The following is a 13,228-nucleotide window of genomic DNA, read 5'->3' on the forward strand; positions in this document are numbered from 1 at the left end:
ACCGCCTTTATTCATGAATGACCAACGATTCGGTAAAATTCTCATCGTAGATGACAACGAGGACCTCCTAAAGGCAGCGAAGATTTTTCTAAAGAGGCATTTTGCTCAGGTCGACACCGAGAGCAACCCCGACCTGCTTCCTATCTTAACGCACAACGAATCCTACGATGTGATCCTCCTGGACATGAATTTCACCAAAGATGTGAGCTCAGGACAGGAAGGTTTCTATTGGCTGGACAGGATACTGGAACTAGACCCCTCGGCGGTCGTCGTCCTGATCACCGCGTACGGAGATGTCAATCTGGCGGTGCGGGCGATCAAAGAAGGTGCTACTGACTTTGTCCTCAAGCCTTGGGAAAATGAGCGCCTACTGGCTACGCTGAATTCGGCATTGAAACTTCGCCAGAAGAAAATGGAGGTCAACCTGCTGAAAGACCAGAAGGACACGCTCCAGCAGGACATCGACAACAAGTTCAAAGACATCATAGGCCAAAGTGCCACCATGCAAAAAGTCTTTGAAACGATCGAACGGGTCGCTGCCACGGACGCCAATGTGCTGATCTTGGGTGAAAACGGAACTGGAAAAGAACTCATAGCTCGGGCGATTCACCGTCATTCACGCAGGAACCGGGAAGCCTTCGTGGGCGTAGATCTGGGATCGATCACCTCGACGCTCTTCGAATCAGAACTCTTTGGTCACAAAAAAGGGTCCTTTACCGACGCCAAAGAGGATCGTGCCGGCAGGTTTGAGCAAGCCCACAAAGGGACGCTTTTTCTCGATGAAATCGGAAACCTACCGCTGCCGCTGCAAGCGAAGCTTTTGGCAGTCCTACAAAACAGACAGGTCACTCGCGTGGGCGCTAACCGTCCGGTGGATGTCAACATCCGTCTGATCTCTGCCACCAATCTGCCGGTGCACAACATGGTCTATGAAAACACCTTCCGGCAGGATTTGCTTTATCGGATCAACACAATCGAGATCCAACTTCCGCCCTTGCGGGAACGGGTCGACGATATTCCACTTTTGGCGGATCATTTCATTTCTTTTTACTCCAAAAAGTACAACAAAGACATCCGCAAGGCATCCGAACCGCTGGTGAAGCGGATGATGAAGTACCACTGGCCGGGGAATATCCGTGAACTCCAGCACAGCATCGAGCGTGCCGTCATCATGAGCAATCACAACGTGCTTCAGCCAGAAGATTTGTTTTTGCAAAAGATGGCCCAACCCGATCAAAAGGAGGAATCTGTCAGTCTGGAGCATTTAAATATCGAAGACGTAGAGCGGATATTGATCAGAAAAGCGCTTCAGAAGCACAACGGTCACATTACCAGGGCGGCGGATGAGCTTGGGTTGACGCGATCCTCGCTTTACCGAAGACTGGAGAAATATGGTCTATAAAAGATTTTCGATCGGAATCACCATCCGGATCATCCTGATTACCATCTGTTTGTTTTTAGGTATCTGGCTTTTCTATGTCCAGGATTTGTGGCTTGCCCCTGCTATCCTGGCACTGATCGTCGCCTTTCTGACCGGTGAGATGATCTATTACGTCAACTCGATCAACCACAAACTGGCGCGCTTCCTAGACTCGATCCGATTCACAGACTTTTCATCGTCGTTTACCTCCGACAGCAAGATGGGCGGTTCATTTCGGGAGGTGAACAAGGCTTTCAATGAAGTCATGGATGTCTTCAAGCAGACCCGTGCTGAGAAGGAAGAGCAGATGCTCTTTCTCCAGATCATCATTCAACACATCAATACGGGCATTATTTCCTTTAATGCAGAGGGAAAAATCGGCGTGATCAACAACGCCGCAAAGCATCTGCTCCAGATCCCACAGTTCAGAGACATCACCGATCTGGGCAGGCTGTCACCCAAACTTCTCAAAGAAGTCACCGACATGAAGCCGGGACAGCGGATCTCCTTTCGGGTGAACAACAGCCTTCACTTGATCATCCAATCCGCTTCGCTCAAGATGAGCGGCCAAAGCTGGTCTCTGCTTTCCCTGCAAAACATCAACGCCGAACTCCAGTCCAACGAGCTGGAAGCTTGGCAAAATCTGACCAAGGTACTTCGGCATGAGATCATGAATTCGATCACACCGATCTCGAGTCTGGTAGAGTCACTCCGAACCATCCTGGACGAGGACAGCTATGTGCAGCAAGAAGGCATGCTGATCAAGCGGGACGGTTTTCAGGACATCCAAGAAGGGTTGGACACCATAGCCAACCGAAGCAAAGGGTTGGTCACGTTTGTGAACGCCTATCGGGATTACACCAATATTCCTGAACCCAAAAAGGAATTGGTGGCGGTCAGAACACTGTTCGAACATGTGATCGGATTGATGAAAGAAGAGCTAAAATCCAAACACATCGACGTCCAAATCGAGATCGTTCCCGTGGAATTGGAAGTGCTTTGTGACTCGGATCAGATCACAATGATTCTGATCAATTTGGTCAAAAATGCGCTGGAGTCCATTCAAAATCAGGCAGACCGCCTGATCATTCTTCGGGCATTGGGCCAGGGGGATTTGGGTACGACGATTCAGGTTGAGGATAACGGCACCGGAATTATCCCTGAAGCGCTGGAGCGGATTTTTGTCCCATTCTATACCACCAAAAAAACCGGATCAGGTATCGGGCTGGCAATCTCCAGACAGATCATGAACCTGCACCGGGGAAGTCTTCAGGTGACTTCCGTGCCAAATGAGCGCACTATATTTTCGCTGAATTTTAGATAGGATTTCAGGAGGGGTTTTCATTCTGTTTTGAAAAAAACCTCCTCAATTCGAGCATCTTAGCGGGATTGATTGTAAATTCTGGAAAAACTTCCAGATGGAAAATTCAATTGACACCGAAGCGAAAAACGCAGCATTTGAGCTCTCAGGATTGATCTATGGCATCACCTTGGACGGAGTGGTCAACTGGAACGAATTTCAGGTATTGAAAAACTGGTGCAGGGATTATGAGCCGCTCTGCAAGATCAAGGCGTTTCAGAGATTGTATGAGGACATCAGGCCGATCATCGATGGAGGCAAAGTCAACTCTGAGGAAATGGAGCAGATCAAGCGGCTCCTGATTGCATTTCTGGAAGAGATCGCGTGCGAAGCTGACCAAAGTTCCAATCTACATTTTCTCAAAGGCCTCTTCCATGGCGTACTGGCAAGTGGCGATATCAACACCTACGAAATATATAAACTCAACCAATGGCTCGAAAAAAACAGCCATCTGAGATCGCAGTCTCCCTTTGATGAAATGTTTGAAATCGTCGATAAAGTACTGGAGGACAAGAAGGTCGACGACAGCGAAGCCAAGCGACTGAAGGAGTTCTTTTCAAAGCACCTTGTCTAAGGTGGGCGTTGCTGCTCTTTCATCTTATATTTTCAGCTTTTCATTCGATAAAAACGCTAACCGACTTTTACCGTCACACCGACTTTTGTCGCCGATATAAATCCGATTCCCGGCTTCCTGCGTACTTTAGCCCGAATGGTACTAACACCATTTAACAGCATATCCGAAACTGAAACGCCTTCTAAAGCGTTTCCCCCGTAGTCAGAACAAAAAAGACAAGTTCAACACATTGCTTTAATCATGCAAAACTCAAAAACCTCAGCGACACTTATGATGAGTTTGATAGTAGGCCTATTGATGGCCTGCGGAAATACACCCTCCGAAACGGCAGGTGCTGCCGAAGTCAATGCCGATTCAGAAAACAAAGAGGTATTTTCCTCCAAAACTCAACTGGCGACTTTTGCAGGCGGATGTTTTTGGTGCGTAGAAGCCCCATTCGAGGACGTGGACGGCGTAATATCTGTCGTATCGGGCTACTCAGGCGGCAAAGAAAAGAATCCGACATACGCAGAAGTATCCTCGGGCAAGACTTCTCACAGGGAGTCAATTCAGATCACTTTCGATCCGGAAGTCATCTCCTACTCCGAACTGGTGGACATCTTTTGGCAAACCTTCGATCCTACTGATGTCGGCGGATCTTTCTTTGACAGAGGCTCTCAGTATGAGTCGGCCATCTTCTTCCACAACGACAGCCAGAAGAAAGTAGCGGAAGAGAGCAAGGCGCGTCTGGACCAATCTGGCAAGTTCAAGAAACCGATTGCAACCCCGATTATCAAATACACAAATTTCTACGCGGCCGAGGACTATCATCAAGACTACTCGGATAAGAATCCCGAAGAATACAAAGCCTACAAAATCGGAAGCGGCAGACAGGAATGCATCCTGACCAACTGGCCTGCTATCAGCGAGGGAGTATATCCGGCTGCATCGAAGGCCGATTTGAAAAAGTCCCTCACCCCGCTCCAGTATCAGGTCACGATGGAGAATGCGACAGAATTTTCCTTCAAAAACGAATACAATGACAATCACGAATCCGGAATCTACGTCTGCATTGTATCCGGCGCACCACTGTTCAGTTCCAAAGACAAATACGAATCAGGATCTGGCTGGCCGAGCTTCACCAAGCCTATCGACGCCAGAGCGCTGGATAAACCCATCGACAAGACAGACGGAATGACCCGAGTGGAGATTCGGAGCAAATACGGCAAGAGCCACCTAGGCCACTCTTTCTATGACGGCCCGGAACCGACAAATCTGAGATACTGCATGAACTCTGCCGCTATGAAATTCATCCCAAAAGGCGAAATGGAAGCAAAGGGCTATGGAGATTACGTATGGCTGGTAGATTGATCTCGCCCTCAGATTTTTAACTCCCTAACATCCAAAAAAACTGGCTATAGCTAAAAAGAAGCGTCCTCGGGCGCTTCTTTTTTTGGATCAACTTTTTTGAGTGTGATAAATTAAATCAGTTCACTGAGTATATTTAATCAAACATTTTCTTGAAATATGAAAAAATTCGCCTGGATCACCGGTCTGGTTCTCGTCTTGGTACTCGGAATCTTTTTTTGGTGGAAGTTCTATTTTGTCTTCGGTGAAGGCGTCAAGGCCGGCAGCCTCAACTATTTTGTAAAAAAGGGAGTGATCTTCAAGACCTGGGAAGGGCGGATGGTTCAGGAAGGGTTTCAAAGTCCCACCTCCGGAGCATTGCAAAGCAACGAATTCCGGTTTAGCGTGATCGACCCCGAGGTAGCCAGCGTATTAGAGCGCAATTCGGGCAAACACCTCGAACTGCGCTATAGGGAATACAATGGCATATTGCCTTGGAGAGGCACCAGTGAGTTTGTAGTGACAGAGGTAATCAATGCCGCTGAATCTGTCAAGACAGACGGAGGCACCTTACCCGTGGACCGTTGATCAGGGCTTAGTCCAATAATCAACCACGGTAACCTTGTCCAGACTAGATCCGATGACGTCGCCAAAAGCCTTATGAGAAGGATGTGGCAGATATGCGTCCCGATCAGCTTCGGAATGGAAAGTCAGCGTAAACGCATGGGTTAAGCCTTGGTTCAGGCCCTCCGGACTGTTGTTGGTTCCCCATTCAAATCCTTTGATTTCGGAGATCTGCGAAGGAAGGGCTTTGAAAGCATCGATGATCTTTTGTACCTCCTCGGGAGAGGCGGTTTCTTTGAATCCAAAAAGAACAACGTGACGGAGGACGGAATCTGTCATGGCTACTTCTGTGGGGGTTGAGGGTGTTTCGATTGGGGTTTCTTCGGTGGTTTCCACTGTCTTAGGTTCGGCGCAAGACCAGAAAAGAACAATAGGGATGAGATAAAGGAGTTTTTTCATAGTGTGATTTTTTTCTTGAAACTAAAAAGAAATCAACGTTAATCAGCCAAGTATTGAGTCTAAGTGAAGAATTTTAATGAAGAATATTAACTGAAAAATTAAATGAAAGTCGCCTGCTTCAGCACCAAATCCTATGACCGTCAGAGCTTTGACCGCGCACTAACTGATTCTCGGCACAGTTTCGGTTACTTCGAAGTCAAACTGGACTTGCACACCGTTTCCCTTGCAGAAGGTCACCAAGCGATCTGTTCTTTTGTCAACGATCACATCGACGAGGCAGTCATGAAAAAACTGGATAATCTTGGCATCAAGCTGATTGCCCTCCGATGTGCCGGATACAATCAAATCGACCTAAAAGCTGCTGCAGCGCATGGAATCAAAGTCGTCCGCGTCCCGGCTTATAGTCCCGAAGCAGTGGCCGAGCATGCATTTGCTCTGATTCTGACCTTGTCCAGGAAAACCCACAAAGCCTATAACCGTGTCCGGGAAAACAACTTCTCCCTTGAGGGTCTGACGGGGGTAAACATCCATGGCAAGACGATCGGCGTGATCGGGACCGGTGCAATTGGGCGTGCGTTCTGTCGGATTGCGAATGGCTTTGGCTGCAAGATCGTGGCCTACGATGTCATCGAAAATGAGGAAATGAAGCAAATGGGGGTGACTTATCTCCCTTTGGCCGAAGTGCTAGCCAGCAGCCATATCATCTCGCTCCACTGCCCACTTACTCCGGAGACACACCATCTCATCAACGCCAAAAGTATCGCTCTGATGCGGGACGGTGTCGCGTTGATCAATACCAGCCGCGGTGCCTTGATCGAAACGAAGGCCGTGATCAAGGCGTTGAAAAACAAGAAAATCGGGTATCTCGGGATTGACGTATACGAGCAGGAGGAGAATATTTTCTTTAAAAATCTTTCCGAAGAAATCATGCAGGACGAGCAGATTGCGCGACTGATGACTTTTCCCAACGTGCTGGTAACCGGCCATCAGGCTTTCCTAACCAAGGAGGCTCTGGAGCAAATCTCCAAAACCACGCTGGAGAACATCACGGCTTTTGAAAAGGGCGAAGAGCTGGCTAATGAAGTGAAAGCCTCTTAAACGCAAAAATCCCCGCCGGTAAGCCTGCGGGGATTTAGGTCAGTAAAGTTTCCGATTAACGGACCACCTTTACGTTTACGGCATTGATGCCTTTCTTTCCTTGTACCAAGTCGTACTTTACTTTGTCGTTTTCACGGATTTCGTGTACCAGACCGCTGTGGTGTACGAATACATCTTCACTGTTGTCATCTGGAGTAATGAATCCAAAGCCTTTGGTAGTGTTAAAGAATTTTACTGTTCCTTCATTCATGATTTCTGAAATTTTGATTTGTTTTTACTCGGTTTTGATTTGTTTGTGTTGAATTTGTTTTTTTGACGATTGGCGGTTCCGGAGGAGTGTCAGAGAAGTTTCCAAACTCATCGACGTAAGCGATCATATTGTCGAGGCTGCCATCCTTAGGCTGTGCTTTACGCTCCAGCTTCTTTTCAAGCTTTTCCTTTTGCTTCCGCTTCTTCAGTTCTGCCTTTTGTTTTTTAATGAATGTGTTTTGATTTTTAGACATAGGTCAGATTTTAATTTACAAAAGTGATGGCGTGGCCGATCTTGCCGGCCCGGCCAGTCCTGCCGATACGATGGATGTAAGCATCCATTGTCATCGGTAGCTGATAGTTGATCACGTGTGACACATCAGCTACATCGATACCTCTGGCAGCGACATCCGTAGCCACCAGTACGCGTATAGTCCCGTTCTTGAACTCATCGATCATCCTGACCCTGAAGTTCTGGGATTTATCTCCGTGAATCTGCCCGGCCGTGATTCCAGCCTGAGCCAGTTTCTTTGCTAACCTGTCGGCGAGACGTTTGGTTTCAGTGAAGAGAATGACTTTCTCCATGTCGGGGCTCTTCAACATACTGATGAGCATGTCGACCTTTTCGGCACCTTCCGGCACTTTGACTGTCTGCTGCTCGATATTTTCGTTGGTGCCTCCGGCGTTCTCCACGATGACTTCGATCGGATTGTGAAGCAGCGTTGAGATCAGTTGCTTTTGTCCAGGCTCTAATGTGGCGGAGAAAAGCAGGGTTTGATCGCGCTTTCCGATCAGGTTCACCAGTTTTTTCACATCATTGACAAAGCCCATATCGAGCATTCTGTCAAATTCGTCCAAAACCAGGGTGTTGACCTGATTCAATTTAAGCAATTTTCGGTCAGAAAGATCCAGCAATCGACCCGGGGTGCCTACCACCACCTGCAGCTTTCGCTCCAGTTGCTTGTAGTCCGAGTTTATATTCGTACCTCCGATAAAAGAGGCCGAGTACAGATGTAATCCGGTCGTGAGAGTCTTAAACTCTTCCTCGATTTGCAGTGCAAGTTCGCGGGTTGGAGTCACCACCAATGCGGTGTAGTTCCTTGGATCCTTAAGTGCATGCTCGATGATCGGAATCAAAAAGGCAGCGGTCTTTCCGGAACCTGTCTTGGAGATGGCCATCATATCCCGACCGTCCAACAGAGGCAGGATAGATTGCTCCTGAATGGTAGTCAGTGTTTGGTAGCCTTTGGCCAGGATGTTTGCCAGCAGTCTTTCGTTGAGATTCAGATCCACGAAGGTTTTTTCTGTCCGGAAACCGGCCTGTCCGCTTGGCTTGGCCTTTTTCACAAATAGCTTTGGATCCAGCGTGGACTCTTTTTTCTTTTTCACTTGCCTACGGTCTGCATTCCCACCTCGGGGAGAGCCGGCAGGTGAATTATTTTTTCTTGTATTGTTCATGATTGGATTTAATCAGGCCTTGACGGGGACCATTTCAGAATTGCCCAAGTATCGGAGCATTTCAAAGTGGGACTTCAAAGCATCAAAAAATGTCTTTTTTGTATGATAAGGGATATTGTATTCGGCCGCGGTGGCTTTTACAATCGGGGCAATTTTCCGATAGTGTACGTGACAGATATCGGGAAACAAGTGATGCTCTACTTGATGATTTAATCCTCCGATCATCCAGGCAAAAACCCGGCTTCCTTCGGAATAATTAGAAGTAGTAACCAACTGGTGAAGCATACGCTCACCTTCTACGATTCCATGCTCATCTGCCTCTGGAAAATCCACATTTGGCATGATGTGCGCCGTTTGGAAAACCAGAGAAATACTCAATCCCGTAATAAAATGGAGTATTAAATAAGCAAGTAAAATCTCTCCTATACCAAAAGGAGAAAAAGCAATAGGCAAACCTAAGATGAATGCAAAATAAACAAGCTTCCAGGCAATAATCTTCAATACTGAGTTTCTGTATACATTTTTACCTTTCATCAACCCCATTTTATAGTATCGGGTCAAGCGTACAAAGTCTTTAGAAGTCACCCACGATACGGTAGACAAACCATAGAAAAACCATGTATACCAATGTTGATACGGATGAAGTGCATTTTTCTCAGCATTTGGAGAAAATCTAAGGAAAAACGGTGCATTGATATCATCGTCCCCTTCAGAAATATTCGTGTAGGAATGATGAAGTACATTGTGTTGGATTTTCCAGACTTGAGCGTTGGCGCCAACCATATTAAGCGTATAGCCTAACAGTTTGTTGACCATAGCGTTTTTGGAAAAAGATCCGTGAATGGCGTCGTGCATGACGCCCATCCCGATTCCAGCCATGCCAAACCCGCTCAGAATGTAGCAGGCGAAGAGTTGCCAAGTTTGATTCGCTACTCCCGTTGCGATAAGAATGATGGGGGTGAAATAAAGCGATACCATGACGACAGTCTTGATGACCATCTCTCTATTGGCATACTTGGATTTCTGGGTGGCTTTGAAATAATTGTTAACTCTGCTCTTGAGAGTTATTGAGAAATCAGAAAGTTCTGATTCGGAGAAACGAATAGTCTTAATAATAAGGCGATTTAAGTAAGAGAAATCTTGGGTGCTCGTAAAGGATTTTTAAAACTGCCGATTTTAATTCAAAATGACAAGGGCCATTTATAGAATCAAAAAAGTAGAAGAAGAAGAATTAAAACCTTTTGAATGGAGAACTCTTGATTTGCTACTTAATGCAGGTGTTTCACCGATGCTAACTTGATATCAAGTATCGAAAACATTTCTTCGACGCGACAAAGGTGGGGAAAACTATTTGCTTTTCCTAATTAATTGGGAAATCAGCCCGAATGGTTTGGTCGTCTCCCGGAGAATAAAACCTCTTCTATGGATCATTTTTGAGGAAAACCGCGAAATGACATGGTTTTTAAAAATCTGAATACCCAAAAGCTGTAGCTTTATTCGACTTAGACGATACCGTCGACTGGATGTCATTGTCTTTCATTTTTTCGGTTCGGCTCTAGCTGCTTGGATAGGTTTAAAAGGCCCCAACTTGTGTTGACTTTCATCAAATTCATCCGCGAAGGGTCCAAAAGGATGATCTATCGGTTTTTTGGAAATATCCGGCCAGTCCTGAGCAAAATACTTCTCAGGTCTTTCGAGACTGTTTACATAAGCAGCTACATCCCAGGCCTCTTCGTCAGTCAAAACCGGCTTTTCAAAAGTGGTTCCAAACGGCATATTTGCCTTCACGAAGCCTGCAAAGCGGGAAAGTCTAAACAAGCCTGCCGCATTGGTATAGCTTTGTTTCCCCCAGAGAGGCGGATATTTCTTACCGGACTCGTCAGGAATGGGCTCCCCCTGCCCATCGTCTGAGTGGCATTTTTGACAGTGATTTTGATATACGATCTTCCCCTTTGCCGGATCAGCGGCACGATCCAGTAGCGGCAATTCGTAGATTCCCCCGCCAGCCGGAGCTTTTCCCTTCTCCACATCCTTCCCCAGCCAATTGATATAAGCCGCCATCGCCTTCATCTCCCTGGACTCAGGTACCAGGGGCTGTCCGTTGAGGCTTCTTTGAAAGCAATCATTGATCCGTTTTTGGATGTCTTCGACAGTGCCTGATCGCGCCCGCATCTTTGGATAGGTTGAAAACACAGCGCTATAATTGTTGCCCAGAGGAGCTGTTCCCGCCTTCAAATGGCAATTTTGGCAATTCATCCCGTTGGACATTACTTTGACTGTTCCTTCGGGACCAAAAAATTCAGCGGTATTCGCGATCAGTTCTTTCCCGTATTTGATCTCAGCGGCATTGGCTTCTGCATCCACGGTACTCCAATCAGGAGCTTGCCACATGCTTCCGGCGTCGGCCAGAGGGTTCAGCGCGAGGATCGATTTATCTTCCACCTTGACTGAGTCTATGGGCACTACTTCATCGGAAAAATGCACACCGCTCTCGAATAGGAAGATTGCAAATCCAATCACTCCGACGGATAAAGTCAAGAGTGCCAACAATCCGATGAGGTCAGAAATCGAGGAAAGAAAATCGCGCTTCATTTGGCTAAATACTCCCTGAAATGTACAAACTCGGGAGTTTCCGAATCAAAAAAACTGAGTGTCTTCTCCAAATAAAACCGCACTGTCTGAGAAAAACACACCCGGAAGGTCTATTCTCATCTTTTTGTGGGTGAGATTAACTCTGGAAGCGAACAATAAAAACCAATTTTTCGCCAACTCTCCCCTCAATAAATTTAACTTCCCGATTATCAAATAGCTTCAGCTTTACCAAGTCATCTTTATGGCATTCAGCCAGATAATTGATAGAAAGGTTGCTTGGATAGATCCCCTGATCTGCGAGGAAGTTTTCCACCCATCGGATGTAGCTGGTGTTGTTCACATGATAGTTCAGATCCAGATCAGAAAAGCGCACCTTAAGCTCCTCCGTCGCGATGAGATCTCCCGCCGCCACCAACTTGTGCGGCTGTCGGTCTGGCTTCATGTTGGGGTCAAAAAGCGCCGGCGGCAGGATCGCTTCTGGTTTATGAATGCGTTTCGTGCCGGAATTGAGCAAAAGCCAGGAAGACATCCCCCGAGCCAACACACGTTCACTCTCGTCCCAAACCATAAAATCCCGAAAAGCGAAAAGCTTGTCAGCGCCTTTGGAACCTGTAAACAGGTGAATCGTTTCTCCCCATTTGGGGAATTTCAGCAGGTTGATTTCCAATCGAGCCAAAGCCCACATCAGATTCATCTCTGAGAGATTTCTTCCAAAATCAGCTGAATCGGCATGTGCCCAGGCAATCTCCTGAAACAAATCCGCCAGGGACGTCAGGCTGATTTTTCCGTCAGGATTAACCTGAAAAGATCCTACTTCAAATACTTTGGAAAACTGAAAACTCTCGGGTAATGTCATGCAGTGGCCTTCTTGGGGAATTTTGGCGGTATCAAAAACACCTGCTTTCGAAAGCTCGAAAGTAACAAAATCCCCAAACCACACATGGCAACCAGAGCAAAAGAAATTTTTAAGTCAAATAATTCAGCGACAAATCCGATCAAAGGCGGTCCTAACAAAAATCCAAAAAACGAGATCGTCGATACCAGAGCCAGCGCCACACTCGGAGTATAGAGCTTGGACCTCCCGGCGATTCCATAGGAAAGCGGGATGATCGATGCGACTCCCAATCCAACGAGTAGAAAACCCAAGGTCGCTGCCCAAACCACGGGCAAAAACACCGACAAAAGCAAGCCAATGAATATCAACAGACCACTCACCTGGATCACTGCTACCTTGGTATAGCGGGCGGCAAGCTTGTCCGTGAAAAACCGCCCGGAAGCCATTGCTCCCATGAAAGCCACATATCCCAGAGCCACGAGAGCAGGATCTGCCAACACCACTTTTTTGAAATAAACCCCACTCCAGTCGAACATACATCCCTCGCTCATCATCCCCAAAAACGCAATCATGCTAACCCGTAGCAGCAGAGCGTCTGGCTTCTTCAGGACCAACCCACTCCCCTCCGAGGACTTTTCTTCTTTGACGATCAGGCTCTTGGCAGACAATATAATGGCAATCGAAATGACCGACACCACTCCAAAATGCTGGGCGGGAGTCAGATCCAGGAGAATCAAGGCCGCTCCTAATCCTGCTCCGGTAAATCCGGCAAGACTCCAAAGGCCGTGAAATGAGGCCAAGATGCTTTTTCCCATCTGATCTTCGAGATTCAGTCCCTGTGTATTCAGCGAGATGTTCATCACATTGCCCAGCATCCCGTAGCAAACCAGCACAGGAAGCAGCATCCAAGTAGAAGTGCTCAACCCGATCAATGGCAAGGTCAGCGCATAAGCTACTCCACCAAACAAACTGACTCCCCTACTCCCAAAACGATGCACCGCCCAGCCAGCGATCGGCAGTCCAATCACAGAGCCTATCGGCAAAAAAAGCAGCAAAGTCCCCAGTTCGCCCTCAGAGAGACCGAACTTGGTTTGGATATCGGGAATACGGGAAGCCCAAGTGGCGAAGCAAAGACCGACGAAAAAAAACATCGATCCTACAGCCACACGGCGTTTAGAAAGGTAATTCATGACGTAATAGGTTGGTTTAATAGGTGCCCAAAGGTAGCCAAAATGCCCGGCAAATCGGGAAAGAATCGGCGAAGGGCCAAACTATTGTCGGGAGACCGTAGTT

14 protein-coding genes are annotated in these 13,228 nt (G+C 47.2%); 6 read left to right on the forward strand and 8 right to left on the reverse strand.

Annotation, left to right across the window (positions count from 1 at the left end; genetic code table 11):
* Positions 1 to 13 precede the first annotated feature (13 nt).
* The 5 genes from G459_RS0109985 (at position 14) to G459_RS0110005 (ending at position 5,268) form a co-directional block, all read left to right on the forward strand.
* Positions 14 to 1,402 (forward strand): sigma-54-dependent transcriptional regulator, encoded by a 1,389-nt coding sequence (locus G459_RS0109985; RefSeq protein WP_026967531.1) that lies wholly within the window; start codon positions 14 to 16, stop codon positions 1,400 to 1,402.
* Positions 1,392 to 2,744 carry a sensor histidine kinase gene (locus tag G459_RS0109990; protein ID WP_026967532.1) on the forward strand — a complete coding sequence of 451 codons (1,353 nt, stop codon included), beginning with the start codon at positions 1,392 to 1,394 and terminating at the stop codon, positions 2,742 to 2,744. The genes G459_RS0109985 and G459_RS0109990 overlap by 11 nt, the downstream gene beginning before the upstream one ends.
* A gap of 94 nt (positions 2,745 to 2,838) precedes the next feature.
* Entirely contained in the window at positions 2,839 to 3,354 is a 516-nt protein-coding gene (locus G459_RS0109995) for a hypothetical protein (RefSeq protein ID WP_026967533.1), read from the forward strand.
* Positions 3,355 to 3,594: 240 nt separating this feature from the next.
* Positions 3,595 to 4,704 carry a peptide-methionine (S)-S-oxide reductase MsrA gene (gene msrA / locus G459_RS0110000; RefSeq protein WP_026967534.1) on the forward strand — a complete coding sequence of 370 codons (1,110 nt, stop codon included), beginning with the start codon at positions 3,595 to 3,597 and terminating at the stop codon, positions 4,702 to 4,704.
* A 156-nt stretch (positions 4,705 to 4,860) separates the two neighbouring features.
* Positions 4,861 to 5,268 carry a hypothetical protein gene (locus G459_RS0110005; RefSeq protein WP_026967535.1) on the forward strand — a complete coding sequence of 136 codons (408 nt, stop codon included), beginning with the start codon at positions 4,861 to 4,863 and terminating at the stop codon, positions 5,266 to 5,268.
* Here the strand turns inward: G459_RS0110005 and G459_RS0110010 are convergent, their stop codons facing one another.
* Positions 5,269 to 5,703, reverse strand: a complete 435-nt coding sequence (locus G459_RS0110010) for a Dabb family protein (RefSeq protein WP_026967536.1) — start codon at positions 5,701 to 5,703, stop codon at positions 5,269 to 5,271.
* 102 nt (positions 5,704 to 5,805) lie between these two features.
* Here G459_RS0110010 and G459_RS0110015 point away from each other — a divergent pair, with 102 nt between their 5' ends.
* On the forward strand, positions 5,806 to 6,801 hold the full coding sequence (locus G459_RS0110015; protein ID WP_026967537.1) for a 2-hydroxyacid dehydrogenase: 996 nt from the start codon (positions 5,806 to 5,808) through the stop codon (positions 6,799 to 6,801).
* Positions 6,802 to 6,856: 55 nt separating this feature from the next.
* Here the strand turns inward: G459_RS0110015 and G459_RS0110020 are convergent, their stop codons facing one another.
* The 7 genes from G459_RS0110020 to G459_RS0110055 form a co-directional block, all read right to left on the reverse strand.
* Positions 6,857 to 7,051: a cold-shock protein gene (locus G459_RS0110020; RefSeq protein WP_026967538.1), complete on the reverse strand. Its 195-nt coding sequence runs from the start codon at positions 7,049 to 7,051 to the stop codon at positions 6,857 to 6,859.
* Entirely contained in the window at positions 7,044 to 7,304 is a 261-nt protein-coding gene (locus G459_RS0110025; protein ID WP_026967539.1) for a hypothetical protein, read from the reverse strand. Before G459_RS0110025 ends, G459_RS0110020 begins: the two co-directional genes overlap by 8 nt.
* A gap of 10 nt (positions 7,305 to 7,314) precedes the next feature.
* Positions 7,315 to 8,508, reverse strand: a complete 1,194-nt coding sequence (locus G459_RS0110030) for a DEAD/DEAH box helicase (protein ID WP_026967540.1) — start codon at positions 8,506 to 8,508, stop codon at positions 7,315 to 7,317.
* A gap of 12 nt (positions 8,509 to 8,520) precedes the next feature.
* Positions 8,521 to 9,507, reverse strand: a complete 987-nt coding sequence (locus G459_RS0110035; RefSeq protein WP_051315160.1) for a fatty acid desaturase family protein — start codon at positions 9,505 to 9,507, stop codon at positions 8,521 to 8,523.
* A gap of 537 nt (positions 9,508 to 10,044) precedes the next feature.
* Positions 10,045 to 11,100 (reverse strand): c-type cytochrome, encoded by a 1,056-nt coding sequence (locus G459_RS0110045; protein WP_026967542.1) that lies wholly within the window; start codon positions 11,098 to 11,100, stop codon positions 10,045 to 10,047.
* 136 nt (positions 11,101 to 11,236) lie between these two features.
* Positions 11,237 to 11,956 carry an acyl-[acyl-carrier-protein] thioesterase gene (locus G459_RS0110050; RefSeq protein WP_026967543.1) on the reverse strand — a complete coding sequence of 240 codons (720 nt, stop codon included), beginning with the start codon at positions 11,954 to 11,956 and terminating at the stop codon, positions 11,237 to 11,239.
* The gene (locus tag G459_RS0110055) at positions 11,953 to 13,125 is read right to left on the reverse strand and encodes an MFS transporter (protein ID WP_026967544.1); all 1,173 of its coding nucleotides are present in this window, start codon (positions 13,123 to 13,125) and stop codon (positions 11,953 to 11,955) included. The genes G459_RS0110050 and G459_RS0110055 overlap by 4 nt, the downstream gene beginning before the upstream one ends.
* Positions 13,126 to 13,228: the final 103 nt, after the last annotated feature.

The organism is Algoriphagus terrigena DSM 22685 (assembly GCF_000429445.1).
Taxonomy (GTDB): Bacteria; Bacteroidota; Bacteroidia; order Cytophagales; family Cyclobacteriaceae; genus Algoriphagus; species Algoriphagus terrigena.